Origin of the sequence: Streptomyces sp. NBC_00212, assembly GCF_045206365.1 — a bacterium.
Taxonomy (GTDB): domain Bacteria; phylum Actinomycetota; class Actinomycetes; order Streptomycetales; family Streptomycetaceae; genus Streptomyces.
In genome coordinates this window covers 3,141,499-3,166,823 of sequence record NZ_CP108115.1, presented here as the reverse complement: position 1 = coordinate 3,166,823, position 25,325 = coordinate 3,141,499, and the positions used below count along the sequence as shown (strand labels likewise).

Below are 25,325 nucleotides of genomic sequence, written 5' to 3'. Positions count from 1 at the left end.
GGAGGGCGTACGACGTGACCACTATCGACAAGACCCTCAACGTCCCGGCACAGCGTCCCTCCGGGGACGAGTCCGGCGCGCTGCTCGAAGTCCGTGACCTGCACGTGGAGTTCCACACCCGGGAGGGTGTGGCCAAGGCGGTCAACGGTGTCAACTACTCGGTGAACGCGGGCGAGACGCTCGCCGTGCTCGGCGAGTCCGGCTCCGGCAAGTCCGTGACCGCCCAGGCGATCATGGGCATCCTCGACATGCCGCCGGGGAGGATCCCGCAGGGCGAGATCCTCTTCCAAGGCCAGGACATGCTCAAGATGTCCAACGAGGAGCGCCGCAAGATCCGTGGCCAGAAGATCGCGATGATCTTCCAGGACGCGCTCTCCGCGCTCAACCCGGTCCTCAACGTCGGCTACCAGCTCGGCGAGATGTTCCAGGTGCACCAGGGCCTGTCCCGCAAGGACTCCAAGCTCAAGGCCATCGAGCTGATGGACAAGGTCAAGATCCCGGCCGCCAAGGCCCGGGTCACCGACTACCCCCACCAGTTCTCCGGCGGCATGCGCCAGCGCATCATGATCGCCATGGCGCTCGCCCTGGAGCCGGACCTGATCATCGCGGACGAGCCGACCACCGCGCTCGACGTGACCGTCCAGGCCCAGGTCATGGACCTGCTCGCGGAGCTCCAGCGCGAGTACAACATGGGCCTGATCCTGATCACCCACGACCTCGGCGTGGTCGCCGACGTCGCGGACAAGATCGCGGTCATGTACGCGGGCCGGATCGTCGAGCAGGCCCCGGTGCACGAGATCTACAAGCGCCCCGCGCACCCGTACACCAAGGGACTGCTCGCCTCGATCCCGCGCCTGGACCAGAAGGGCCAGGACCTCTACGCGATCAAGGGCCTGCCGCCCAACCTCCTGAAGATCCCGGCCGGTTGCGCGTTCAACCCGCGCTGCCCCCAGGCGCAGGACATCTGCCGTACCGAGGTCCCGGCCCTGCTGCCGGTCACCGAGCAGGACGGCACCGACCTGGTCGGCCGCGGCAGCGCCTGCCACCTCTGGAAGGAGACGATCCATGGCTGAGCTCGACAAGAAGGACGAGGCCGTGGACGCCACCCCGAACGTCACCGACGTCGTCAAGGCGGACGCCTCGACGACCACCGAGGTCGAGGCGATCCTCGACGCTCCGGTCGACCGGGGCGAGCCGATCCTCCAGGTCCGCAATCTGGTCAAGCACTTCCCGCTGACCAGCGGCATCCTGTTCCGCAAGCAGGTCGGCGCGGTCAAGGCCGTCGACGGGATCTCCTTCGACCTGTACCAGGGCGAGACCCTGGGCATCGTCGGCGAGTCCGGCTGTGGCAAGTCCACCGTCGCCAGGCTCCTGATGACGCTGGAGCGGGCGACCGCCGGCGAGGTCTTCTACAAGGGCCAGGACATCACCAAGCTGTCCGGGCGCGCCCTGAAGGCCGTGCGCCGCAACATCCAGATGGTGTTCCAGGACCCGTACACCTCGCTGAACCCGCGCATGACGGTCGGCGACATCATCGGGGAGCCGTACGAGATCCACCCCGAGGTGGCCCCCAAGGGCGACCGGCGCCGCAAGGTCCAGGAGCTCCTGGACGTCGTGGGTCTGAACCCGGAGTACATCAACCGGTACCCGCACCAGTTCTCCGGCGGTCAGCGCCAGCGCATCGGCATCGCCCGCGGCCTCGCGCTGAACCCCGAGATCATCATCTGCGACGAGCCGGTCTCCGCCCTGGACGTGTCCGTCCAGGCCCAGGTCATCAACCTGATGGAGAAGCTGCAGAACGAGTTCAACCTGTCGTACGTGTTCATCGCGCACGACCTGTCGATCGTTCGGCACATCTCCGACCGGGTCGGCGTCATGTACCTCGGCAAGATGGCCGAGATCGGCACCGACCAGCAGATCTACGAGCACCCGACGCACCCCTACACCCAGGCGCTGCTCTCCGCCGTCCCGGTCCCCGACCCGGACGCGCGCGAGCACCGCGAGCGGATCATCCTCACCGGTGACGTCCCCTCGCCCGCCAACCCGCCGTCGGGCTGCCGCTTCCGCACCCGCTGCTGGAAGGCGGAGGACCGCTGCTCGACCGAGGTCCCGCTGCTCGCGATCCCGGAGCGCTTCCAGGGTCTGGACAGCCCGGTGGCGCACGAGTCGGCCTGCCACTTCGCCGAGGAGAAGGACGTGGTCGGCGCGGCCTGACAGGTTCACATACGGGTGGGCCCGCGGTTCCTCTTCGGAATCGCGGGCCCACCCGTATGTGCGCCCATACGGCGCTGGTGAAGGTGCGGTATCCGCGCTTCTGGGGTGATATTTGGGCCTAAGTGGGACTTGGGACTCAAGCGGGACTCTAGGAGGACTCCATGCGCGGAGCCACGCACGCCAAGTGGGCCGCTGGTGCGGTGGTCGTCGCCCTCGCGGCGACGGCCTGCGGTGGCGGAGGGAGCAGTGGCGGTGGTGGCGCGGCCGGGATCGTCAGCTCCTCCTGGGGTGACCCGCAGAACCCGCTGGAGCCGGCCAACACCAACGAGGTGCAGGGCGGCAAGGTCCTCGACATGCTGATGCGCGGTCTCAAGCGGTACGACCCGAAGACCGGCGAGGCCAAGGACATGCTCGCCGACAAGATCGAGACGACCGACTCGGAGAACTTCAAGGTCACCCTCAAGGACGGCTGGACGTTCTCCAACGGCGAGAAGGTCACCGCCAAGTCCTTCGTGGACGCCTGGAACTACGGCGCCAACCTGAAGAACAATCAGAAGAACGCGTCGATGTTCTCCTACATCGACGGCTACGCCCAGATCCACCCCAAGACCGGGTCCCCGGCCGCCGACACCATGTCCGGCCTGAAGGTCGTCGACGACAAGACCTTCACGGTCAAGCTCAACCAGAAGTTCTCCACCTGGCCTGACACCCTCGGCTATCCCGCGTTCGCGCCGCTGCCCAGGGCCTTCTTCGACAACCACGCGGCCTGGCTGTCCAAGCCCGTCGGCAACGGCCCGTACACGGTGGACTCGTACACCAAGGGCTCCAAGCTGGCGATGCGCAAGTGGGCCGGGTACATGGGCGCGGACAAGGCGCAGAACGGCGGCATCGACCTCAAGGTCTACACCGACAACAACACCGCCTACACCGACCTGACGGCCGGCAACCTCGACCTCGTCGACGACGTGCCCGCCTCCCAGCTCAAGAACGTGAAGGCCGACCTCGGCGACCGGTACATCAACACCCCGGCCGGCATCATCCAGACGCTCGCCTTCCCGTACTACGACGCCGTCTGGAACACCCCGAACGCGGTCAAGGTCCGCAAGGGCATCTCCATGGCGATCAACCGGCAGCAGATCACCGACACCATCTTCCAGAAGACCCGCACCCCCGCCACCGACTGGACCTCGCCGGTACTCGGCGACGCCGGCGGCTACAAGGCCGGGCTGTGCGGGGACGGCTGCACCTACAACCCCGCCGAGGCCAAGAAGCTCATCACCGAGGGCGGCGGCATCCCCGGCGGGCAGCTGAAGATCTCGTACAACGCGGACACCGGCTCGCACAAGGAATGGGTCGACGCGGTCTGCAACAGCATCAACAACGCGCTGGGCAACGACAAGGCGTGCGTCGGCGGGCCGGTCGGCACCTTCGCCGACTTCCGCAGCCAGATCACCCAGTCCAAGATGTCCGGCCCCTTCCGGGCGGGCTGGCAGATGGACTACCCGCTGATCCAGAACTTCCTCCAGCCGCTGTACTACACCGGCGCCTCCTCCAACGACGGCAAGTGGTCCAACGCCGAGTTCGACAAGCTGGTCGACCGGGCCAACGCCGACACCGACAAGGCGAAGGCGGTCGCCGACTTCCAGCAGGCCGAAGGCGTCGTACGGGACCAGATGGCGGCCATCCCGCTCTGGTACCAGAACGGCAGCGCGGGCTACTCGACCCGGATCTCCAACGTCTCGCTGAACCCCTTCAGCGTCCCGGTCTACGACCAGATCAAGGTCGGCTGATGCCGTAGGGCGCACGGCCCGGCGTGCTCAACTCCGCGCCGGGCCCCGCCCGTTGAGAGTTCCGACGACCCGCGGAGGGCCTCATGGGACGGTATGTGATCCGGCGTCTGCTCCAGATGATCCCGGTCTTCTTCGGGGCCACGCTGCTGATCTTCCTGATGGTGAACGTGATGGGGGACCCGATCGCCGGCCTGTGCGGCGACAAGGCCTGCGACCCCGCCACCGCCGCCCAGCTCAAGAAGGAGTTCGGCCTCGACAAGCCGGTGTGGCAGCAATACCTGACGTACATGGGGAACGTGTTCACCGGCGACTTCGGGACCGCGTTCAACGGGCAGAAGGTCACCGAGCTGATGTCCGCCGCCTTCCCCGTCACCATCCGGCTGACCATCGTGGCGATCCTCTTCGAGATCGTCATCGGGATCAGCCTCGGCGTGGTCACGGGGCTGCGGCGCGGGCGGCCCGTCGACACCGTCGTCCTGATGCTGACCCTCATCGTCATCGCCATCCCCGTCTTCGTCACGGGCCTGCTGCTCCAGTTGCTGCTCGGCGTCGAATGGGGGGTCATCAAACCCACGGTCTCGCCGGAGGCCCCGTTCAACGAACTCCTCATCCCGGGCCTCGTGCTGGCGTCCGTATCGCTGGCCTACGTCACCCGGCTCACCCGGACCTCGATCGCCGAGAACTCGCGCGCCGACTACGTCCGCACCGCCGTCGCCAAGGGCCTGCCCAGACGCCGGGTGATCACCAAGCACCTGCTGCGCAACTCGCTGATCCCCGTCGTCACCTTCATCGGCACGGACGTCGGCGCGCTGATGGGCGGCGCGATCGTCACCGAGCGGATCTTCAACATCCACGGCGTCGGCTACCAGCTCTACCAGGGCATCCTGCGCCAGAGCACCCAGACCGTGGTCGGCTTCGTGACCGTGCTGGTCCTGGTCTTCCTGATCGCCAACCTCATCGTCGACCTTCTGTACGCCGTACTCGACCCGAGGATCCGCTATGCCTGAGCCCTACGACGACGGAGCGATCGCCGGGACGGGGGCGGGCGGGGCGATGGACCTCGCGGCGAGCGAGGCCGTGACCCTGGAGAAGACGCCCGGCGGACCGCTCGGCACGGGCCCGTCCGAGAAGCCGCGCTCGCTGTGGTCGGACGCCTGGCGCGACCTGCGCCGCAACCCCGTCTTCATCATCTCGGGTCTGGTCATCCTCTTCCTGGTCGTCATCTCGCTGTGGCCCTCGCTGATCGCCGACGGCAACCCGCTCCAGTGCGACCTCGCCAAGGCGCAGGAGGGCTCCCAGCCCGGCCACCCCTTCGGCTACAACGGGCAGGGCTGCGACGTCTACACGCGGACCGTCTACGGCGCCCGCACCTCGGTGACCGTCGGCGTGTGCACCACCGTCGGCGTCGCCCTGTTCGGCTCGTTCGTCGGCGGGCTCGCCGGGTTCTTCGGCGGCGGCTGGGACGCGCTGCTGTCCCGCGTCACCGACATCTTCTTCGGCATCCCCGTCGTCCTCGGCGGCCTGGTCTTCCTGTCGGTGGTCACCTCCGCCACCGTCTGGCCGGTCATCGGCTTCATGATCCTGCTCGGCTGGCCGCAGATCGCCCGCATCGCCCGCGGCTCCGTCATCACCGCCAAACAGAACGACTACGTGCAGGCGGCCCGCGCGCTCGGCGCCTCCAACTCCCGCATGCTGCTCCGCCACATCGCGCCCAACGCGGTGGCCCCGGTCATCGTCGTGGCGACCATCGCACTCGGTACGTACATCGCGCTCGAAGCGACGCTGTCCTACCTCGGCGTAGGCCTCAAGCCGCCCACCGTCTCCTGGGGCATCGACATCTCGGCCGCCTCCCAGTACATCCGCAACGCCCCGCACATGCTGCTCTGGCCGGCCGGTGCGCTGGCGGTCACGGTGCTCGCGTTCATCATGCTCGGCGACGCGGTGCGCGACGCCCTCGACCCCAAGCTGCGTTGAGGAGCCAGGACATGCTGCTCGAAGTACGTGATCTCCAGGTGGAGTTCAAGACGCGGGACGGGGTCGCCAAGGCCGTCAACGGGGTCAACTACTCGGTGGACGCGGGCGAGACGCTCGCCGTGCTCGGCGAGTCCGGCTCCGGCAAGTCCGTCACCGCGCAGGCCGTGATGGGTATCCTCGACATGCCGCCCGGACGCATCACCGGCGGCGAGATCCTCTTCCAGGGCAAGGACCTCCTGAAGCTCAAGGAGGACGAGCGGCGCAAGATCCGCGGCTCCGAGATGGCCATGATCTTCCAGGACGCGCTGTCCTCCCTGAACCCGGTGCTCAGCGTGGGCGACCAGCTCTCGGAGATGTTCACCGTCCACCGGGGCATGTCCAGGAAGGACGGCAAGGCCAAGGCCGTCGAGCTGATGGACCGGGTGCGCATCCCGGCCGCCAAGGAGCGGGTCGGCCAGTACCCCCACCAGTTCTCCGGCGGCATGCGCCAGCGCATCATGATCGCGATGGCGATGGCACTCGAACCCTCGCTGATCATCGCGGACGAGCCCACCACCGCCCTCGACGTCACCGTCCAGGCCCAAGTCATGGACCTCCTGGCCGAGTTGCAGCGCGAGCTGAACATGGGGCTCATCCTGATCACCCACGACCTGGGTGTCGTCGCCGATGTCGCCGACAAGATCGCGGTGATGTACGCGGGCCGGATCGTCGAGCAGGCCCCGGTGCACGAGATCTACAAGAAGCCCGCGCACCCGTACACCAAGGGCCTTCTCGAATCGATTCCGCGCCTGGACCAGAAGGGCCGGGAGCTGTACGCGATCAAGGGCCTGCCGCCCAACCTGATGCACATCCCGCCGGGCTGCGCCTTCAACCCGCGCTGCCCGATGGCCCAGGACGTCTGCCGCACCGATGTGCCGCCGCTGTTCGACGTGGCCGCCGACCGGCAGAGCGCGTGCTTCTTCTGGAAGGAGACCCTCGATGGCTGAGGCCATTCTGGAGGTCAGGGACCTGGTCAAGCATTATCCGCTGACCCAGGGCGTCCTCTTCAAGAAGCAGATCGGCGCGGTCAAGGCGGTCGACGGGGTCTCTTTCGACCTGGCGGCCGGCGAGACGCTCGGCATCGTCGGCGAGTCCGGCTGCGGCAAGTCGACGGTCGCCAAGATGCTGGTCAACCTGGAACGCCCGACGGCCGGGGAGATCAAGTACAAGGGCGAGGACATCACGCGGATGTCCGGGCGGGCCCTGAAGGCGGTCCGCCGCAACATCCAGATGGTCTTCCAGGACCCGTACACCTCCCTCAACCCGCGCATGACGGTCGGCGACATCATCGGGGAGCCGTACGAGATCCACCCCGAGGTCGCGCCGAAGGGGAGCCGCCGGCAGAAGGTCCAGGACCTGCTCGACGTGGTCGGGCTCAACCCGGAGTACATCAACCGCTACCCGCACCAGTTCAGCGGTGGCCAGCGTCAACGCATCGGCATCGCACGGGGGTTGGCGCTCCGGCCCGAGATCATCGTCGCGGACGAGCCGGTCTCCGCGCTCGACGTCTCCGTGCAGGCGCAGGTCGTCAACCTCCTGGACCGCCTCCAGAACGAGTTCTCCCTCTCGTACGTCTTCATCGCCCACGACCTGTCCATCGTGCGGCACATCTCGGACCGGGTCGGCGTGATGTACCTCGGCCGGATCGTCGAGATCGGCCGCGACGAGCAGATCTACGACCACCCCACCCACCCCTACACCCAGGCGCTGCTCTCCGCGGTGCCGGTCCCCGACCCCTCCGCGCGCGAGCACCGCGAGCGCATCATCCTGACCGGGGACGTGCCCTCGCCCGCGAACCCGCCGTCGGGCTGTCCTTTCCGTACGCGCTGCTGGAAGGCGCGGGAGCGGTGTGCCCTGGAGGTGCCGTTGCTCGTGGTGCCGGCCGAGTTCCGCCTTGCCGAGGGCCCGGCCCACCACCCCTCGGCCTGCCACTTCGCGGAGGAGAAGCGGGTTGTGCCGCCGGACGCTGGGCTGGGGTAGGGGGCTTTTTGCGCAGTTCCCCGCGCCCCTTAGCAGCATGCCCCTTGAGGCGACGCCGAAGCCGAGCACTCCAGGGGCGCGACCAGCCACGCACGATCCGCAGCCGAACATCAAGGCCCGCGCCCGCGGTGGTAATTGGGGTGTGCGGGCGCGAGCCTCGACTCCGAGCGGAGGCTCAGGCTCGGGTCAATGGGCCGTATCCGTCGCCTCCTCGATCGCGGCGAGAGCGGGGTCGAGGACGACGTCCTCGTCCCGCGCCGTGATCGTCGGTTCCTCGGGGAAGTGACACGCCGTCAAATGCCCCTCCCGGTTGCCCTCGATGCGTACCAGCGGGGGAGTCTTTGAGGCGCACTTGTCCTGCGCCTTCCAGCAGCGCGTGCGGAAGCGGCAGCCCGACGGCGGGTCCACCGGCGAGGGCACGTCCCCGGCGAGCCGGATGCGTTCGCGGCCCTCGCCCTCCTCCTCCACCACGGCCTCCGGCACCGCCGAGAGCAGGGCGTGGGTGTACGGGTGGCGCGGGCGCCGGTAGATGGACTCGCGGTCGCCGACCTCGACGATCCGGCCCAGGTACATCACCGCGACCCGCTGCGAGAAGTGCCGCACGATCGCCAGGTCGTGCGCGATGAAGAGGAACGCGATGTCCAGCTCGCGCTGGAGGTCCTGGAGCAGGTTGACCACCTGCGCCTGGATCGACACGTCGAGCGCCGAGACCGGCTCGTCGGCCACGATCAGCTTCGGCTCAAGGCCCAGCGCCCGTGCCACGCCGATGCGTTGACGCTGCCCGCCGGAGAACTCGTGCGGGAAGCGGTTGTAGTGCTCCGGGTTCAGGCCGACGGTCTCCAGGAGCTCGCGGACCCGCCGCTCCACGCCGCCGGGCGGCTTGATGGCGTTGACCTCCATCGGGTTGGCGATGATGTCGCCGACCGTCTGGCGCGGGTTGAGCGAGGCGTACGGGTCCTGGAAGATCATCTGGATCTCGGACCTGATCGGCGCGATGGCCCGGCGGGAGGCGTGGGTGATGTCCTGCCCGGCGTAGACGACCTTTCCGGCGGTGGGTTCCAGGAGCCGGGTGACCAGGCGGCCGGTGGTCGACTTGCCGCAGCCGGACTCGCCGACCAGGCCGAGGGTCTCGCCCCGGCCGATGCTGAAGTCGATCCCGTCCACGGCGCGCACATCGCCGACGTGCCGTTTGAAGAGGAACCCCATGTTGATCGGGAAGTACTTGACCAGGCCGGTCACTTCGAGCAACGGGCCCGTGCCGCCGGACCCGGGCGCGCTGCCCCGCTGCTCGGCGACGCTGGTGGCTTTCTCACTCATGGCGATGTCCCGCATCCTTGTCAGCGCAGCCTGGGGCGGATCTGCTCGGTGAAGATGGCCTCTTTCTGATGGCTCGTCAAATGACAGGCCGAGCCCCGTCGTTGGTCCTCGGGGAGATCCGGACGGACGGTGCGGCAGGTCCCGTCCGCCACCTCGCCGGTGAAGCCGCACCGGGGGTGGAAGGGGCAGCCCGGCGGTGGCGAGAGCAGGCTCGGCGGGGCGCCGGGGATCGGCATCAGCGGGGTCTCCACCGAGGAGTCCAGGCGCGGTACCGAGCCGAGGAGCCCCCAGCTGTAGGGGTGCTGGGGCCGGTGCATGACTTCCTTGACGGTGCCCCGCTCCACGCACCGGCCGGCGTACATCACCATCACCTGGTCGGCGGTCTTGGCGATCACCCCGAGGTCGTGGGTGATGATGATGATCGCCGCGCCGGTCTCCTGCTGGAGGTCTTTGAGGAGGTCCAGGATCTGGGCCTGGACCGTCACGTCGAGCGCGGTGGTGGGCTCATCCGCGATCACCAGTTCCGGGTCGCAGACCAGCGCCATCGCGATCATGGCGCGCTGCCGCATGCCCCCGGAGAACTGGTGCGGATAGTCGTCGACACGCAGTTCGGGCTGGGGGATGCCGACCTTGCGCAGCATGTCCACGGCCCGCGCCCGCGCCTCGCGGCGGGAGGCGCCGGTGTGCTTCATGAGGGGCTCGGCGATCTGCCGGCCCACCGTGTAGAACGGCGAGAGCGCGGCCAGCGAATCCTGGAAGATCATCGCCATCTTCTTGCCGCGCAGCCGGTTGAGCTGTCGCTCGGTGGCGCCGGTCAGCTCCTGGCCGTCGAGGAGGATCTCGCCCTGGATCGTGGTGTTGCGCGGGTTGTGCAGACCCAGGATCGCGAGGTTGGTCACCGACTTGCCGGAGCCCGACTCGCCGACGATGCCCAGCGTGGAGCCGCGTTCGAGATCGAAGGAGAGGCCGTCTACGGCCTTGACGGTGCCGTCCTCGGTGGCGAAGTGGACGTACAGGTCGCGGACCGAGAGGAACGAGGACGCCGGTGCGGAGACCGGTTCGGCGGCGGTCCGGCTCAGGGTGGACACAGGTGGTTCTCCTGAAGGTCTGCGGGCGTCAGGCGAGCCTGATCCGGGGGTCGATGAAGGCGTACGCCAGGTCCACGACGATGTTGCAGACGACGATGAGGGAGGCGCCGATGAGCATCACGGCCATCTCCAGGGGCAGGTCGCTGCGGAGCACCGCCTCCACCGAGAGCAGCCCGAGGCCGTGCAGGCCGAAGGTGACCTCGGTGATGATCGCGCCGCCGAGCACCGCGCTCAGGTCCACGCCGAAGATGGTGATGATGGTGGCCATCGCGCCCCGCAGCGCGTACCGCATGAAGACGTAACGGGACGACATGCCCTTGGCGCGGGCCGCCCTGATGTGGTCCTCGGAGAGCTGCTCGACCATCAACGAGCGGGTCTGGCGGCTGTAGTTGGACCAGAAGATCACCGAGAGGACCAGGCAGGGCAGGATCATCCCGGTGACCGAGCCCCAGACGTCGTGCGCCCAGTCCACGTCGTGGCCCCGGTCGAGCCAGCCCAGTTTGGTGGAGAAGAACAGGATCGCGAGCGGTCCGATGAAGTAGATCTGCACCGACTGCCCGAGCAGCGAGGTGGCGCTGGCGACCCGGTCGAAGACCGTGCCCTGGCGCCAGGCCGAGATCAGGCCGAGCGAGACGCCGATGGTGAGGAAGACCGCCGCGCCGCCGACCGCGAGGGTCAGCGTCGTCGGGTAACTGTCGGCGATCGTGCCCCAGACCGGCTGCTGATTGGCGAAGGAATAGCCGAAACAGGGCGCCGGGCAATTGCCGATCGGCATATGGCGGCCGACGAAAATGCCGACCATGTAGTGCCAGTACTGCGTCCAGATCGGCAGATTGAGTCCGAGGTTCTTGCGGATCAGGGCGACGTTCTGCGGATCACACTGTTTGCCGCAGGAGAGCAGCGCCGGGTCGGACGGCAGGAAGAAGAAGAGGAAATACGTGATCATGCTGATAAGGACCAGGATGACCATGGCACCGAGCACACGGCGCACCAGGAAACGGAACATCGGCTGACTCTTCCGTCGCTATGCGGTTTCCCCGGCCCGCCTCGGGGCCGGGGAAACCGAGCCGCACGTGCTACTGCTTCACGAAGATCGAGTTCGGGTTGATCGTTCCGTAGACCTGGTTGTAGGTGACGCCGCCGAGGCCGGAACCGTACAGGTTGAAGTACTTGTCGAAGAGGAACGGAATCTGCGACGCGTCGGTCTGGAGCGCGTATTCGGAGAGCTGCTCCCACGCGGCCGCCTGCTTGGGCAGGTCCGTGATCTGGTTGATGCGGTCGATCTCGGAGTTGATCTTCGGGTCGTTCAGGAATGAGTAGTTGTTGGTGCCGTCCACGAGGTTGCGGCCGTCCATGGTGGGCGGCACGACCGTCGACCCGTTGGGCCAGTCCGCGCCCCAGCTCGCCCGGTACATGTCGTACGGCGTATTCACCTTGCCGACCACCGTGTAGTACGAGGTCGTGTCGATGGCTTTGCGGTCCACCTTGAAGCCGGCCTTCTCCAGGGCCTTCTGGATGGTCAGCGTGACGGTGTCCCACTTCGGGGTGTTCGCGTAGGCCAGCGAGATCTTGTACGGGGTGGTGACGCCGGCGTCCTTCAGGAGCTGGAGGGACTTCTCGGGGTCACCCATGGGCTTGGCGAGCTTGCCGAACGGGTCGGACTTCTTGTAGCCGGACACCGTCGGGCTGAGCAGCGAGGTGCCGAGGTCGCCCTGCGCGCCGCCGCCCATGGCCTGCTGGACCTGCTGGAGCGGGAAGGCGTACTGGAGCGCCTGGCGCACCTTCGGGTCGGTGATCCGCTTGGTGTTGAGGTTGAACACCTCGACGTAGGGCTGGTACTCGTTCACCGTCCGGCTCTTGTACTGCGGGTCCGAGGTCAGCGTCTGCATCTTCGAGGGGTCCGCCGACTGCGCCATGTTGATGGCGTACTTGTCGGTGCCGGTGTCCGCGGCGAGCCGGTTGGTGAGCCCCGGCTCCTGGATGCCGAGCTGGAACTCCCACTTGTCGGGGTAGGCGTTGCGGATCGGGTCGGTCTTCGGGTCCCAGTTGGTGTTGCGCACGAAGGACAGCGACTTGCCCGGCTGATAGCTCGCGATCTTGTACGGGCCGGTGGAGACCGGGTGGTTGTTGTACTTCTGCTTGTCGTCCTTGGCCTTGGGGACCGGCGAGATGTTGGGCATCGCCATCGCGTACGGGGTGTCCGCGTGCGGCTGGAGGAAGTGGAAGACGATCGTCTTGTCGTCGGGCGTCGAGATCAGCGAGTCCGGGATCTCCTTGCCGTCGTAGGGGCCGGTGTACTTCTTGCGGTAGTCGGTGCCGTAGATCCACTTCTGGACGTACTGCGGCCCCTGCGTCTCGTAGTCGGCGAAGAGCCGCTCGATGCCGTACTTGATGTCCTTGGTGGTGACCGGCGTGCCGTCCTCGAACTTCAGCCCGTCCTTGAGGGTGTACGTCCAGGTCTTCGACCCGTCGGAGGGCGTGCCCGTGTCGGTGGCGAGGTCGCCGACCACGATCGTCTTGCCGGTCTTCGGGTCGATCTTGTAGCCGGTCAGCGAGCGGTTGTAGAGCAGCTGCACCGACAGCTGGTCGCTCACGTACTGCTGGCCCGGGTCCAGGTAGTCGAAGCCGGCCTGATCGAGGCTGTAGGCGGTGCCGCCGGACTTCGCGCCGTCGACCGCGACGGCCGGTCCTGTGGAGTCGGCCTTGGTGCCCACGCCGAAGTTCTGCACCGAGGCCTGCTTGCCCGTGTCCGGGCCCTTGCCGTTGTCGCTCGCCCCGCCGCTGCTGCACGCGGCCGTCAGCGCCAGTGCCCCCACCGCGAACACCGCGGAAACCTGGCGCGCCTTGTTTATTCTCATGAGTTCCTGCCTGTCAGGATGATCGGCTTCAGCGCACGGTCTTGGGGTCGAGAGCGTCCCGGACCGAATCCCCGAGCAGGTTGAACGCGACGACGAAGACGACCATCGCGATGCCGGGGAAGAACATGAAGGTGAGATCGGAGTCGTAGTACGTGGCCCCGGACTGGAAGAGCAGGCCCCAGTCGGGCGTCGGGCTGTGGACCCCGACGCCGAGGTAGGAAAGCCCCGCCTCGGCGGTGACGTTGACCGGGAGCAGCAAGGTCGCCTGTACGAGCACGGTCGACCAGATGTTGGGCAGCAGCTCCTTGCGGATGATCCGCCAGCCCGAGGCGCCGCTGAGCCGGGCCGCCTCGATGAACTCGCGCTCGCGCAGCGAAAGGACCTGGGCCCGGATGAGCCGGCCGATCGTCATCCAGCCGAGGACCAGCTGCACCAGGATCAGCGCCACCACCCGCACGTAGGCGGGCTCCTCCTCGGTGGGCGAGACGAACAGGGCCACGATCACCGGGGTGAAGGCGATGAAGAACAACTGCTGCGGGAAGGACAGCATCAGGTCCGAGAACCGGCCGAGGAAGTAGTCGGTCCGGCCGCCCAGATACCCCTGCACCAGGCCGATGAGGACGCCGATGACCACCGCGATCGTGGTGACCGCGAGGGCGATGAGCAGCGAGGTGCGGATGCCGTAGATCAAAAGCGTGAACACGTCGCGGCCGAGCTTCGGTTCGATGCCGAACCAGAAGTCGCCGTCGATCCCGCCGTTGGGCTTGAGCGGAATGCCGTAGCTGTTCAGCAGCCCGCGGTCCTGCCCGTACAGCTGGTAGGGGTCCTTTCCGTACAGCTTGGAGATGAGTGGAGCGGCCACTGCGACCAGGATGAATCCGAGGACCGTAAAGGCACACAGGATTCCGACCTTGTCGCGTTTGAACCGGATCCACGCGAGACGCCCGGGTGAGCGCCCGACAAGTTCGCTTGTCTTTACTTCGATACCGTCGGCCGGGCCGGTGGCGTCACCCTCTCCGGGAAGCGGGTCGGATGGCTCCATGGCAGCTCTTGTGGAACTTGACATTTCGCATTGCCCTCCGCGCAGGAAGGATTCAGCGGCGCTGTTGCGTCATTTGTTGACCGGAACATTCATGCGTGCGGCGGTGCGAGTCAAGGGGTTGGTGCAGGCCGAGGTGAACTCATCGCTTTACTTGGCGCAAGATTTCATTCTTCGGTGCGGACGCGTGCTTGACAGGCTCCCGGCTTATCCGGAATCTCATGCTAAATGCCCATCAATTTCCGTAACACGGGGGCAACATGCCGGTCGCGGCGCCGATATACGGACATGGCACGGTGAGCACCGTACGGCCGTGCGGGTGCCGTGGGCCGGCCGGGCCGCTCTTCGCGGCCCGGCCGGCCGTCACCCGTGGCTAGGGGGTGTCCGATGGGTCATGGCCGGGGCCGCGACGTCTGGCACGGCACCTCGCCGCGTTGCCGAAACGCCCCGAGAGCTCCGCTATCGGGACGCTCCGGCGCCTTGCGATGCACCGCACCAGACGCCACGACCTACCCGACCCTGACCCATCGGACACCCCCTAGCCGAGCCCCAACGAGCGGCACAGGAAGTCGACTTGGAGCAGCAGCAGGTTCTCGGCGACCTGCTCCTGCGGGGTCATGTGCGTCACGCCCGTGAGCGGAAGCACCTCATGGGGGTGACCCGCCGCCAGGAGCGCGGAGGACAGCCGCAGGGTGTGGGCCACCACCACGTTGTCGTCCGCCATGCCGTGGATGATCATCAGTGGGCGGGCCGGGCTCGGCCGGCTCGTCAACTCGCCGTTCCTGACGAGGGAGTTGGAGTCGTACACCCCGGGGTTCTCGGACGGGAGCCCCAAGTACCGCTCCGTGTAGTGGGTGTCGTACAGCTCCAGGTCCGTCACCGGCGCGCCCGCGATGCCCGCGTGGAACACATCGGGCCGCCGCAGCACGGCGAGCGCGGACAGATAGCCGCCGAAGGACCAGCCCCGCATCGCCACCCGGCCGAGGTCCAGCGGGTAGCCGCCCGCGAGGCCGTGCAGCGCCTCGATCTGGTCGTCCAGGACGAGGGTGAAGTCGTTCTTGACCGCCTTCTCCCAGGCGGGGGAGCGGCCCGGGGTGCCCCGGCCGTCGGCGACGACCACCGCGAAGCCCTGGTCGGCGAACCACTGCGAGGTGAGGTGCGCGTTGTGCGCGGCCACCACCCGCTGTCCGTGCGGACCGCCGTACGGATCCATGAGTACGGGCAGCGGTCCGTCGGATTCGCGGTAGTGGGACGGGAGCAGAACGGCGCACGGGATCCGCTGTGCGCCCCCTTCGGTCAGTCGAAGCCGCACCGAGAGGCCGGGAGTCGCGGCATACGAGACGATCTTGGCCAGTTCCTTGCCGTCCCGCAGCACCCTGACGTCCGTCCCCGGCCGGTCGGGCCGGGCGGAGCTGAGCACCGTGATCGCCCCGGAACGCACGGCCGAGTGGACTCCCGCGCCGTCCGAGACGCGTTCCGTACCCAGCTCATTGACCCGGTACACATGGATCTCGCCGATCTCGGGAGCACCGGCGGCCGCCGAAGGGGTCCTCACACCCGCGGACGCGGAGATCAGGACGTCGCTCTCGCCGATGTCCAGCACCGCCCTGACGTGCAACTGCCCGCCGGTCAGGGCCCGGTCGCCGACGGCCAGGACCCGCGCCCCGCCCTCGTCGGCGATCCGTACGAGCCGCCCGTCGGGCGCCCAGGCCGGGACGCCCGGCAGGAGTTCCAGCCAGTCCGCGTCCTCGTCGACATGCACGGTGCGGGTCGCGCCCGACGCGGGGTCGACGGCCAGGTGGAGCTGGGTGCGCTGGTCCCGGGACTGCACGAGCAGCAGCGGCGCCCCGTCCGAGGACCAGTGGACCCGGGCGAGATAGGGGTGGCGGGCCCGGTCCCAGACGACCTCGGTGCGGGTCCCGTCCAGCGCGTACAGGAAGAGCCGCACCTCGGCGTTGGGCGTGCCCGCCGCCGGATAGGCGACCCGCACGGGCTCCTGGCCGGGGTTGGCCGGGTCCGCGATCCACCAGCGCCGCACGGGCGAGTCGTCCGCGCGGGCGACCAGGAGGCGGTCCGAGCCGGGGCTCCACCAGTGGCCGCGCGAGCGGGACATCTCCTCCGCGGCGATGAACTCGGCGAGCCCGTACGTCACTTCGGGCGACTCGGGCTCGGCGAGCGCCCGGTCGTCGTCGCCCTCGGCCCCCACGACCCGCAGCGCGCCCCGCGCCACATAGGCCACGTGGCGCCCGTCGGGGGAGGGGCGCGGGTCGAGCACCGGGCCCGGCACCGGCAGCTCGCGGGCGGTCCCGGCGCGCAGCTCGGCGGTGAACAGGCGGCCGGACAGCGCGAACGCGGCGAGTTCGACGGCCGCGTCGGTGGCATACCCGACGATTCCGGCCGAACCCTCCCTGCTGCGCTCGCGCCGCGCCCGCTCCTGGGCGGAGAGCCGCTCGCCCCGGCCGCCGAGCAGCGCGCCGGGGTCCGCCGCGATCCGCTCCGTACCACCGCGCACCAGGTCGAGCACCCAGAGCCGGTTGCTGCGATCGGTGCCGGACGGCGAGCGCAGGAAGACGATCCGCTCGCCGTCCGGCGACACGGTGAAGGCGCGGGGCGCACCGAGCGTGAAGCGCTGGGTCCGTGCTGAGTGCCGGGGGAACGAGAGCTGCCCGGGGTCCTCTGAGTGCCTGGATGCGGTCGTCGTCATGAGGGGAACCTAGCCGCCCCCGGTGCGGCCCGCCCAGGTGCGAGCCGCGTGCGCCCCGTGTGCGCCCGTGCCCCGATCAATGCGTTCCCACGGAAAGTTATGATCCGTAGCGCTCAGTGGGTATGAACCTGCTGGCTGTATGCGCACTGCTGGGTCCGTCCGACCACCGGAACAGATGGAGGTGAACCGCCGTGGCACTCTCGATTTCGGCGGTGGTGCTGCTGGCGATCGTCGTCTTCCTGCTGGTCCGGAAATCCGGGCTGAAGGCCGGACACGCGGCGGTCTGCATGCTGCTCGGCTTCTATCTGGCGAGTTCGTCCATCGCCCCCACCATCAGCCAAGTGACCAGCAACGTGGCGGGGATGATCGGCGGGATCAAGTTCTAGGGGGCCCGCGGCCTGTCCTGAACCCGGGCGGCGGGGGTGCGGCCCGGCCCCGGCCTCGTAGGCTGGGCCCATGTCGGAACTCCCCGCCCGCCGTCTCCTCCTGGTGCACGCGCACCCGGACGACGAGTCGATCAACAACGGCGCCACCATGGCCAAGTACGCCGCCGAAGGCGCGCACGTCACCCTGGTGACCTGCACCCTCGGCGAGGAGGGCGAGGTCATCCCGCCGGAGCTCGCCCATCTCGCACCCGATCAGGAGGGCGGCCTCGGCGCCCACCGGATCGGTGAACTCGCCGCCGCGATGAAGGAACTGGGCGTCACCGACCACCGGTTCCTCGGCGGCCCGGGCCGCTTCCACGACTCCGGGATGATGGGCGTCGAGCAGAACCACCGCGCGGACGCGTTCTGGAACGCCGACGTGGACGACGCGGCCGCGTACCTCGTAGAGGTGATCCGCTCGGTGCGCCCGCAGGTCCTCGTCACCTACGACCCCGACGGCGGCTACGGGCACCCCGACCACATCCAGGCGCACCGGGTCGCGATGCGCGCCGCCGAACTCGCCGCCGAGTCCGGCTACCGCCGCGACCTGGGCGAGCCGCACACCGTCGCGAAGATCTACTGGAACCGGGTGCCCCGCCCGGTCGCGGAGCGGGCCTTCGCCGAGCTGCGCGCCGCCAAGGCGGACTTCCCCGGCATCGCCGCCATCGACGACGTACCGGGCGTCGTGGACGAGCCGGACATCACGGCCGAGATCGACGGCACCGCGTACGCCGCGGCGAAGGGCGCCGCGATGCGCGCGCACGAGACCCAGATCACCGTCCAGGGGCCCTACTTCGCGCTCTCCAACCACCTGGCCCAGCCGATCTTCACCACCGAGTACTACCAATTGGCGGCGGGTGTCCAGGGAGTTCCCGCCGGGCAGCGCGAGCACGACCTGTTTGAAGGTGTGGGCAAGTGAGTAAACGTACCGCCATGGATGACACGAGGGCGGGCGGCGGCGCCGCGCGCATCGCGCTGTACCTGCTGCTCGTCGTGCTCGGCGCGCTCGTCGGCGTCGCCGGGGCGCTCGTGCAGACGGCCTGGTTCCCGGGCGGCCTCGCACTGTCCCTCGCCGGAGCCGTCGGGCTCTTCTACTCCGGAACGCAACTCATGGGCGGCCGGGGCGGAGTGGGGGCGCCCGCGGCCGGCTGGCTGGTCGCCGTCATCCTGCTGACCGCCTCGCGCCCCGAAGGCGACTTCGTGTTCGGCGCCGGGGCCGGGTCGTACGTCTTCCTGCTCGGCGGGATGGTTGCAGCTGTGATCTGCGCCACGATCGGTGGATTCGCGCAACCCGGTGGCCAGGCCGCCCGACTTGGCGAGTGACGTGCGCAAGTGCGACGACGCAGTAGAAGGGGACGGGGTGCGCCTTCTCCGGCCCGCCCCGTACGGAACGACGGCGGCCAGTATGGTGGTGCGCGCCGCCGAGCCGCCCGTACAGAGGGACCACAAGAACGAGACCGGGTGGCGGAGCCAATCGGGAGAGAACCAGCCTTGAGTCGTGAAACTGACAGTTCGTCCTCCGGCCCCCAGGGGCGCGGCACAGCCGGGTACCCCTCGGGCACGCCGCCGTACGGAACCCCGTCGGCCGCGGGCCGGGACGTTCCTGAAGCCGCAGCCGAGCCGGACGAGCCGAAGACCGAGACCACGCTGACGACGCGGATCCGGATCAACATCCCGGGCTCGCGGCCCATCCCGCCGGTCGTGGTGCGTACGCCCATGAGCGACACCGCCAAGCCGGTGGACGCGGAAGGCGTGAGCGAGCGCACCGGTTCGGTGCCCAGGCCCGAGACCGCCGAGCCGGAGTCCGAGGAGCCGGCCGCCGAAGAGCGGCCCACCAGCAACTGGTTCGCCCCGCGCAAGTCCCCGGCGGCGCCCTCCTCTTCGGCGACCCCGCCGGGCGGCACGCCGCGGCCCGACCTTCCGTACTTCTCGGACGGTTCGGGCGCGGGGTCCCCGAGTGCGGACGGATCCGCCCGCGTTGACGGCCCGGCCGGTGCGGACGGGGCGCGTCCCGGCCCGCCGTCCGGCCCGACCACGGGGCCCGTCACCGGGAACGCCGCGCTGCCCGTGCGGCCCGTCGGCAGCCGCACGGGCATGGGTCAGGGCGCCGGGCTGAACCCGCGCACCGCGGAGGGCTCGGTCTTCGGCGCGGATCCCGGTCAACTCCCGGGCCAGGGGCCCGGGTTGGGTCGAGGCCCGGGTGAAGGGCCGGGCCCCGGCATGGGGTTCGGCGACGGTCCCCGGCCCGGTGGCGACGGCGTACGCCCAGGCCAGGACTTCGGCCGGAACCCGGCCCAGGGTCCTGGTGCGGGCGGCGGCGTGGGTGGCAGTCACCCCTTCGCCCCCGGCGGGCAGGTCCCCGCCCCCGTCCTGTCCGACGACACGGCGATCCTCACCCCGCAGGCCCCGGCGCCGAGCCCGCTCACGCACACCGTGGGCAACCCCCTCGCGAGCCCGGCCGTCAACCCGGCGGCGCCCGCGTCGCCCGGCGGCCATGTCTCCGGGGACACCCTGACCAGCGGCATCCCGGTCATCCCGCCGGAGCACCGCGGCGCGTCCTTCCCGCCCGGCCCCGGCGGCCCGAACCTCACGCCGCCCCCCGGCGCCGACTTCGACGAGGCCGAGCCCCCGGCCAAGCCGCAGCGCGCCAGCGCGCCCGCGGCGCCCGCCAAGAAGGGCCGCTCCAAGCTGGCCCTGCTCGGCGGCGGCCTGGTCGCCCTGGTCGGCGTGGCGTACGGCGCAGGTCTCGTCCTGAACCACTCCGAGGTCCCCAAGGGCACCACGGTGCTCGGCGTCGACATCGGCGGCGGCACCAAGGAGGCGGCCGTCTCCAAGCTCGACCAGACCCTCGGCAAGCGCGCCAACCAGCCGCTGAACCTCACGGTCGACGGCAAGCAGGCGCAGCTGAAGCCGGAGATCGCGGGCCTCTCGCTGGACAGCCAGGCGACCGTGCGGGCCGCGGCGGGCGCCGACTACAACCCGGTGTCCGTCATCGGCGCGCTCTTCGGCGGCAAACGGGTCGCCGAACCGGTGATCCCGGTCGACGAGGAGAAGCTCGGCGTCGCCCTGACCGACCTCGCCGGGGCCTCGGGCTCGTCGACCGAGGGCACGATCAAGTTCGTGCCGGGCAAGGCCGTCGCCGTGCCGGGCAAGGCGGGCAAGGCGCTCGACGTGAACCGCTCGATGATCTCGGTGAAGGACGCGTACCGGACGATGGTGCAGACCGGAAAGGCGGACCCGGTGTCGCTGCCGGTCGCGATCCGCCAGCCCACCATCAGCCAGACCGAGATCGACCGGGCGATGAAGGACTTCGCGGAGCCCGCGATGTCCGGGATCGTCACGATCAAGGCCGGCGCCAAGTCGCTGCCCTTCGGCCCGTCGAAGTCGCTCCCCAAGATCCTCTCGATGAAGCCGAACGGGGGGAAGCTGGTGGAGGTCTACGACAAGGCCGCGATCACCGAGCTGATCGGCTCCACCTTCAAGGGGATCATGGTCAACCAGGGCGGCCAGAAGCACGAGGTGTCCGCGGACGACGTGGCCAACGCGATGAAGACCGCGCTCCTCGGCAAGACCCCGGCCGAGCGGACCGCCACGATCGATCTCAATCCGAGCTAGCGCCTCCGCGGGTGCGGCGAGCCCCGCGGGATGCGAGGATTCCAGTGCGGGCCGTCCGTGGCAGGTCGAGCAGTTGCCCGCGCCCCTTTGAGGCACGCGACGCCCCCGTACCCCTGCGGTGCGGGGGCGGTGTCATGGCTGCATCCATGACATCCGTCATGCGGGAGTCACGACGCCCGGCACTGCCGCCGTGACCTCCGGCTGGGCGAATCTGGACCCATGACGCAGACAGCACCTCCCGCCGAGCGGACCGCACAGTCCGTGGTGAGCTTCGAGAACGTGAACAAGAGCTACGGCGACGTCCGTGCCGTGGCCGACCTGTCGCTGCGGCTGCACCCCGGTGAGACGGTCGCCCTGCTCGGCCCCAACGGCGCCGGCAAGTCCTCCACCCTCGACCTGCTGCTCGGCCTGCGCAACGCCGACTCCGGCACGGTCAGCCTCTTCGGCATGACGCCCTCGCAGGCCATCAACGCCGGCAAGGTCGGCGCGATGCTGCAGAGCGGCGGCCTGATGGAGGACGTGACCGTACGCGAGCTGGTCAAGCTCGGCTGCGACCTGCACCCCAAGCCGTACCCGGTCGCCGAGGTCATGGACCGCGCCGGGATCGCGCAGATAGCCGACCGCAAGGTCAACAAGCTCTCGGGCGGCCAGGAGCAGCGCGTCCGCTTCGCGCTGGCGACCGCCGGGGCCAACGACCTGATCGTCCTCGACGAGCCGACCACCGGCATGGACGTCACCGCCCGCCAGGCGTTCTGGGCGACCATGCGCGAGCAGGCCGCCCAGGGCCGTACGGTCCTGTTCGCCACGCACTACCTGGAAGAGGCCGACGCGATCGCCGACCGGGTGCTCGTCCTGCACAGGGGCAAGCTCCTCGCGGACGGCACCGCGGCCGAGATCAAGGCCAAGGCCGGTGCCCGCCGGGTCAGCTTCGACCTCGAAGGCGCCATCGACGAGGCCGCCCTGCGCGAGCTCCCCTTCCTCTCCACCATCGACATCTCGGGCCGCACCGTCCGCATCCAGTCGCACGACGCCGACGCGACGATGCACGCGGTGTACGGGCTCGGCCTCTACCCGCGCAACCTCGAAGTCGCGGGTCTCGGCCTTGAGCAGGCCTTCGTCGCCATCACCTCGGCCGAGGAGGCCAAAGCAGCATGAATACTCTGATAAAGCTCGAAATCACCCGCACCCTGCGGAACAAGAAGTTCATGTTCTTCTCGGTGATCTACCCGTCGGCGCTCTACCTGCTCTTCGCGGCCTCGCAGAACAGCACCGACAAGGTCAAGGGCACCGACCTCACCTTCCCCGCCCTGTACATGGTCTCGATGGCGTCGTTCGGCGCGATCACCGCCGTCCTCATGGGCAACAGCGAGAAGATCGCCAAGGAGCGCGAGAAGGGCTGGGTGCGCCAGCTGCGGCTGACCACCCTGCCGGGCCGCGGCTACGTCCTGGCGAAGATCGCCAGCGCGGCCGTCGTGACCCTGCCCTGCATCGTGGTCGTCTTCCTCGTCGCGGCCGGCACCAAGGGCGTGCGCTTCGAGGCCTGGCAGTGGGGCGCGCTCACCGTCGCCATCTGGGCCGGTTCGCTCTGCTTCGCGGCCCTCGGCGTGGCGATCGGCTACATCGCCAGCGGTGACGCGGTCCGCCCGATCACGATGATCATCTACTTCGGCATGTCGATCCTGGGCGGCCTGTGGATGCCCAGCACCGTCTTCCCGCAGTGGCTGCAGAACATCGCGGAGTGGCTGCCCACGCACGCGTACGCTGCCCTTGGACAGGCCATCGAGCTGGGCAACGCCCCGCACGGCAAGGACCTCGCCATCCTCGTCTTCTACTTCCTGCTCTTCGCGGGCGGCGCGGCATGGCTGTACCGGAAGGACACCCTGAAGGCGTGAGTCCCTTGAACCAGGGCCACAAGGAGCCGGCGGTGCGGATCGGGCTGACTCCCGAGACGCGCCGCCAGATGTGGCAGAAGCTGATGTGGGTCGGCATCTGGCTGGCCTTCATGGGCGCCCCGATCGGCGACCTGCTCGACGCCAGCCACACCACCGCGGCGACCGTGCTCGGCTGGCTGGGCCTCGCCACCTTCGTGACGGTCTACCTGGCCCTGGTCCTGCGCCACACCGCCCGCCCCCCGGCCCGCGCGACGGTCTACGGCCTCCTCGGCTTCCTGGCGGCGCTCGCGGTCGTCCTCTCCCTCACGCTCGGCTCGCCCTGGCTCGTCCTCTTCGTGTACGTGTCCGTCTCCTGCGGGGCCACGCTTCCGATGGCCCTCGCGACGTGGTCGATCCTGGTCACGACCGCCACGATGACCGTGATCGGGACGCGCGCTTCCCACGTCGGCGACGTCGTGCCGGGCCTGGTCATCCCCGCGATCCTGGGCGGCTTCGCCATGACGGGCGTGCGCCATCTGATCCGTACGTCGGTGGAACTGCGCGAGGCCCGGGCCGCCGTGGCCCAACTCGCCGCGAACGAGGAGCGGTTGAGGATGGCGCGCGACCTGCACGACCTGCTCGGCCACTCCCTGTCCCTCATCACGCTGAAGAGCGAGCTGGCCGGGCGCATGCTGCCCGGCCACCCCGATCAGGCGGCCCAGCAGGTGGCCGACATCGAGCAGGTGAGCCGGCAGGCCCTCGTCGACGTACGCGCCGCCGTGAGCGGCTACCGCCGGGCCACCCTGCCCGCCGAACTCGCGGGCGCCCGCACCGCGTTGAGCGCGGCGGGCATCGAGGCCGACGTGCCGACCAAGGCGCCCGAGGGCCTGCCCGCCGCCGAGGAGGAGGTGCTCGCCTGGGTGCTGCGCGAGGCCGCCACCAACGTCGTGCGCCACAGCGGCGCCCGGCACTGCACGGTCACCATCGGCGAACGCCAGACGCTGGACGGCCGGTTCCTCGAACTGCGCGTCCAGGACGACGGCAAGCCCGGCCCCGGCCCGGCGTCCCCGGTCCCGGGCAACGGCCTGACCGGCCTCGCGGAGCGCCTGGAGAAGGTGTCCGGAGTCCTGGAGACGGACTCCGGCCGCAGGGGCTTCACGCTGGTCGCCCGGATCCCGCTGATTCCCGACCCGGCCACGACCCCTCTAGTATCCGGATCATGATCCGACTCCTCCTGGCCGAAGACCAGTCCATGGTCCGCGAGGCCCTCGCCGCGCTGCTCGGTCTCGAACCGGACATGGAGGTGGTGGCGCAGGCCGCCCGGGGCGACGAGGTGCTCGCGGCGGCCCGCGCGCACACGGTCGACGTGGCCCTGCTCGACATCGAGATGCCGGGCATGACGGGCATCGAGGCGGCGGCGCGACTGCACCGCGAGCTGCCGGACGTGAAGATCGTCATCCTGACCACCTTCGGGCGGCCCGGATATCTGCGCAGCGCCATGGAGTCGGGCGCGGACGCCTTCCTGGTCAAGGACGCCCCGGCGGCCCAACTGGCCACGGCCGTACGGAAGGTGCTCGACGGCGAGCGGGTCATCGACCCGACGCTCGCCGTGGCCGCCCTGGCCGAGGGCGCGAACCCGCTGACCGACCGCGAGCGCGACGTGCTGCGGGCCGCGCAGGGCGGCGCCACCAACGCCGAACTCGCCGCCGCCCTCTGCCTCTCGCAGGGCACGGTCCGCAACTACCTCTCCATGGCCATCCAGAAACTGGCGGCCCGCAACCGTGCGGAGGCCGTCCGCATAGCTCGCGAGAAGGGCTGGCTGTAACCCCCGGGGGCCGGTCGGCTCAGTCCTCGAAGTCGGCAAGGACGAGCTCGGCGACGGCCTCTTCCTCGTAGCCCTCGATGGGGCCGAGGTAGCGCGGAAGGCCGGGGTGCTCGGCGCAGAAGGTGACGTACGCGGTGACGGTGTCCTCGTAGAATCCGCCGGTGGACAGCGAGACGTAACCCTTCACGCGCGCGTCCCCGAACCGCTCGTGCGCACCGAGCAGGGCGAGCCGGGCATAGGCGAGGCACCTGCGCAGCAGGGCCCGCTCCCGCTCGGGGCCGGATGCGGGAAGGCCCTCGTCGCTCATCCCGCGCCCGTTGACGGAGTACTCCTCCTGCACGGCGTCGACGTACGTCCCATGAGTCGTGTCGACCAGCGCCGTGAGCAGCCGGGCCCCGCCGGGGCTCGTCGTCCATCCCTGGCGTACGACGTCGCGGAAGGGCGCCGGGGCGTCGTCGGCGCCGAGCCCGGAGACGTCGGTGCGGGCCAGGAGCCCGGCCATGGCCGTGTTGGTCTGCATGCGCCATCCCGTCCCGCGTCGGGGGTGAAGATCCGCCACCCCCATCGTGCACCGTGGGACCCCCGT

General features: G+C 69.4%; 22 protein-coding genes. 15 read left to right on the top strand and 7 right to left on the bottom strand.

Annotation, left to right across the window (positions count from 1 at the left end; translation table 11 throughout):
* The first annotated feature begins 14 nt into the window (after positions 1-14).
* The 7 genes from OHA17_RS14245 to OHA17_RS14215 all read left to right on the top strand — a co-directional run bounded on the left by OHA17_RS14245 (position 15) and on the right by OHA17_RS14215 (position 7,997).
* Entirely contained in the window at positions 15-1,073 is a 1,059-nt protein-coding gene (locus tag OHA17_RS14245; protein ID WP_406506969.1) for an ABC transporter ATP-binding protein, read from the top strand.
* Positions 1,066-2,214: an ABC transporter ATP-binding protein gene (locus OHA17_RS14240; protein ID WP_398876358.1), complete on the top strand. Its 1,149-nt coding sequence runs from the start codon at positions 1,066-1,068 to the stop codon at positions 2,212-2,214. The genes OHA17_RS14245 and OHA17_RS14240 overlap by 8 nt, the downstream gene beginning before the upstream one ends.
* A 161-nt stretch (positions 2,215-2,375) precedes the next feature.
* Positions 2,376-4,004: an ABC transporter substrate-binding protein gene (locus OHA17_RS14235; RefSeq protein ID WP_406506968.1), complete on the top strand. Its 1,629-nt coding sequence runs from the start codon at positions 2,376-2,378 to the stop codon at positions 4,002-4,004.
* An 83-nt stretch (positions 4,005-4,087) separates the two neighbouring features.
* On the top strand, positions 4,088-5,011 hold the full coding sequence (locus tag OHA17_RS14230; RefSeq protein WP_053729979.1) for an ABC transporter permease: 924 nt from the start codon (positions 4,088-4,090) through the stop codon (positions 5,009-5,011).
* The gene (locus OHA17_RS14225; protein WP_398876354.1) at positions 5,004-5,978 is read left to right on the top strand and encodes an ABC transporter permease; all 975 of its coding nucleotides are present in this window, start codon (positions 5,004-5,006) and stop codon (positions 5,976-5,978) included. The genes OHA17_RS14230 and OHA17_RS14225 overlap by 8 nt, the downstream gene beginning before the upstream one ends.
* A gap of 11 nt (positions 5,979-5,989) precedes the next feature.
* On the top strand, positions 5,990-6,964 hold the full coding sequence (locus OHA17_RS14220) for an ABC transporter ATP-binding protein (RefSeq protein WP_406506967.1): 975 nt from the start codon (positions 5,990-5,992) through the stop codon (positions 6,962-6,964).
* Entirely contained in the window at positions 6,957-7,997 is a 1,041-nt protein-coding gene (locus tag OHA17_RS14215; RefSeq protein WP_406506966.1) for an ABC transporter ATP-binding protein, read from the top strand. The genes OHA17_RS14220 and OHA17_RS14215 overlap by 8 nt, the downstream gene beginning before the upstream one ends.
* A 186-nt stretch (positions 7,998-8,183) precedes the next feature.
* Here the strand turns inward: OHA17_RS14215 and OHA17_RS14210 are convergent, their stop codons facing one another.
* The 6 genes from OHA17_RS14210 to OHA17_RS14185 form a co-directional block, all read right to left on the bottom strand.
* Positions 8,184-9,314 (bottom strand): ABC transporter ATP-binding protein, encoded by a 1,131-nt coding sequence (locus OHA17_RS14210; protein WP_406506965.1) that lies wholly within the window; start codon positions 9,312-9,314, stop codon positions 8,184-8,186.
* Between the two features lie 20 nt (positions 9,315-9,334).
* The gene (locus OHA17_RS14205) at positions 9,335-10,402 is read right to left on the bottom strand and encodes an ABC transporter ATP-binding protein (RefSeq protein ID WP_406506964.1); all 1,068 of its coding nucleotides are present in this window, start codon (positions 10,400-10,402) and stop codon (positions 9,335-9,337) included.
* Positions 10,403-10,430: 28 nt separating this feature from the next.
* Positions 10,431-11,408 (bottom strand): ABC transporter permease, encoded by a 978-nt coding sequence (locus tag OHA17_RS14200; protein WP_406506963.1) that lies wholly within the window; start codon positions 11,406-11,408, stop codon positions 10,431-10,433.
* A gap of 70 nt (positions 11,409-11,478) precedes the next feature.
* Positions 11,479-13,260: an ABC transporter substrate-binding protein gene (locus OHA17_RS14195; protein WP_406506962.1), complete on the bottom strand. Its 1,782-nt coding sequence runs from the start codon at positions 13,258-13,260 to the stop codon at positions 11,479-11,481.
* A gap of 28 nt (positions 13,261-13,288) precedes the next feature.
* Positions 13,289-14,326 carry an ABC transporter permease gene (locus tag OHA17_RS14190; protein ID WP_053729971.1) on the bottom strand — a complete coding sequence of 346 codons (1,038 nt, stop codon included), beginning with the start codon at positions 14,324-14,326 and terminating at the stop codon, positions 13,289-13,291.
* A gap of 511 nt (positions 14,327-14,837) precedes the next feature.
* The gene (locus tag OHA17_RS14185; protein ID WP_406506961.1) at positions 14,838-17,003 is read right to left on the bottom strand and encodes a prolyl oligopeptidase family serine peptidase; all 2,166 of its coding nucleotides are present in this window, start codon (positions 17,001-17,003) and stop codon (positions 14,838-14,840) included.
* 191 nt (positions 17,004-17,194) lie between these two features.
* Between OHA17_RS14185 and OHA17_RS14180 the strand changes: the two genes are divergently transcribed.
* The 8 genes from OHA17_RS14180 to OHA17_RS14145 all read left to right on the top strand — a co-directional run bounded on the left by OHA17_RS14180 (position 17,195) and on the right by OHA17_RS14145 (position 24,739).
* Complete coding sequence (locus OHA17_RS14180; RefSeq protein WP_053729969.1) at positions 17,195-17,389, top strand: DUF2304 family protein; 195 nt, start codon at positions 17,195-17,197, stop codon at positions 17,387-17,389.
* A 70-nt stretch (positions 17,390-17,459) separates the two neighbouring features.
* Positions 17,460-18,347, top strand: coding sequence for an N-acetyl-1-D-myo-inositol-2-amino-2-deoxy-alpha-D-glucopyranoside deacetylase (gene mshB, locus OHA17_RS14175; protein WP_406506960.1), 888 nt, complete (start codon positions 17,460-17,462; stop codon positions 18,345-18,347).
* A gap of 14 nt (positions 18,348-18,361) precedes the next feature.
* A complete protein-coding gene (locus tag OHA17_RS14170; protein ID WP_406506959.1) occupies positions 18,362-18,751 on the top strand; it encodes a DUF6113 family protein in 390 nt (129 codons plus the stop codon).
* A gap of 168 nt (positions 18,752-18,919) precedes the next feature.
* Complete coding sequence (locus OHA17_RS14165) at positions 18,920-21,043, top strand: hypothetical protein (RefSeq protein WP_406506958.1); 2,124 nt, start codon at positions 18,920-18,922, stop codon at positions 21,041-21,043.
* Positions 21,044-21,262: 219 nt separating this feature from the next.
* Positions 21,263-22,198: an ABC transporter ATP-binding protein gene (locus tag OHA17_RS14160; protein ID WP_406506957.1), complete on the top strand. Its 936-nt coding sequence runs from the start codon at positions 21,263-21,265 to the stop codon at positions 22,196-22,198.
* On the top strand, positions 22,195-22,935 hold the full coding sequence (locus OHA17_RS14155; protein ID WP_398876338.1) for an ABC transporter permease: 741 nt from the start codon (positions 22,195-22,197) through the stop codon (positions 22,933-22,935). Before OHA17_RS14160 ends, OHA17_RS14155 begins: the two co-directional genes overlap by 4 nt.
* 68 nt (positions 22,936-23,003) lie before the next feature.
* On the top strand, positions 23,004-24,137 hold the full coding sequence (locus OHA17_RS14150) for a sensor histidine kinase (protein ID WP_406510711.1): 1,134 nt from the start codon (positions 23,004-23,006) through the stop codon (positions 24,135-24,137).
* Complete coding sequence (locus tag OHA17_RS14145; RefSeq protein ID WP_406506956.1) at positions 24,134-24,739, top strand: response regulator; 606 nt, start codon at positions 24,134-24,136, stop codon at positions 24,737-24,739. The genes OHA17_RS14150 and OHA17_RS14145 overlap by 4 nt, the downstream gene beginning before the upstream one ends.
* Positions 24,740-24,758: 19 nt before the next feature.
* Here OHA17_RS14145 and OHA17_RS14140 read toward each other — a convergent pair whose 3' ends face one another.
* Positions 24,759-25,259: a hypothetical protein gene (locus OHA17_RS14140; protein WP_406506955.1), complete on the bottom strand. Its 501-nt coding sequence runs from the start codon at positions 25,257-25,259 to the stop codon at positions 24,759-24,761.
* Positions 25,260-25,325: the final 66 nt, after the last annotated feature.

Coding starts and splice junctions, on each gene's coding strand:
- OHA17_RS14170 (WP_406506959.1), top strand. CDS start 18,362: ATGGATGACACGAGGGCGGGCGGCGGCGCCGCGCGCATCGCGCTGTAC.
- OHA17_RS14200 (WP_406506963.1), bottom strand. CDS start 11,408: ATGTTCCGTTTCCTGGTGCGCCGTGTGCTCGGTGCCATGGTCATCCTG.
- OHA17_RS14240 (WP_398876358.1), top strand. CDS start 1,066: ATGGCTGAGCTCGACAAGAAGGACGAGGCCGTGGACGCCACCCCGAAC.
- OHA17_RS14185 (WP_406506961.1), bottom strand. CDS start 17,003: ATGACGACGACCGCATCCAGGCACTCAGAGGACCCCGGGCAGCTCTCG.
- OHA17_RS14215 (WP_406506966.1), top strand. CDS start 6,957: ATGGCTGAGGCCATTCTGGAGGTCAGGGACCTGGTCAAGCATTATCCG.
- OHA17_RS14235 (WP_406506968.1), top strand. CDS start 2,376: ATGCGCGGAGCCACGCACGCCAAGTGGGCCGCTGGTGCGGTGGTCGTC.
- OHA17_RS14225 (WP_398876354.1), top strand. CDS start 5,004: ATGCCTGAGCCCTACGACGACGGAGCGATCGCCGGGACGGGGGCGGGC.
- mshB (WP_406506960.1), top strand. CDS start 17,460: ATGTCGGAACTCCCCGCCCGCCGTCTCCTCCTGGTGCACGCGCACCCG.
- OHA17_RS14155 (WP_398876338.1), top strand. CDS start 22,195: ATGAATACTCTGATAAAGCTCGAAATCACCCGCACCCTGCGGAACAAG.
- OHA17_RS14145 (WP_406506956.1), top strand. CDS start 24,134: ATGATCCGACTCCTCCTGGCCGAAGACCAGTCCATGGTCCGCGAGGCC.
- OHA17_RS14140 (WP_406506955.1), bottom strand. CDS start 25,259: ATGCAGACCAACACGGCCATGGCCGGGCTCCTGGCCCGCACCGACGTC.
- OHA17_RS14220 (WP_406506967.1), top strand. CDS start 5,990: ATGCTGCTCGAAGTACGTGATCTCCAGGTGGAGTTCAAGACGCGGGAC.
- OHA17_RS14230 (WP_053729979.1), top strand. CDS start 4,088: ATGGGACGGTATGTGATCCGGCGTCTGCTCCAGATGATCCCGGTCTTC.
- OHA17_RS14195 (WP_406506962.1), bottom strand. CDS start 13,260: ATGAGAATAAACAAGGCGCGCCAGGTTTCCGCGGTGTTCGCGGTGGGG.
- OHA17_RS14190 (WP_053729971.1), bottom strand. CDS start 14,326: ATGTCAAGTTCCACAAGAGCTGCCATGGAGCCATCCGACCCGCTTCCC.
- OHA17_RS14160 (WP_406506957.1), top strand. CDS start 21,263: ATGACGCAGACAGCACCTCCCGCCGAGCGGACCGCACAGTCCGTGGTG.
- OHA17_RS14150 (WP_406510711.1), top strand. CDS start 23,004: ATGTGGCAGAAGCTGATGTGGGTCGGCATCTGGCTGGCCTTCATGGGC.
- OHA17_RS14210 (WP_406506965.1), bottom strand. CDS start 9,314: ATGAGTGAGAAAGCCACCAGCGTCGCCGAGCAGCGGGGCAGCGCGCCC.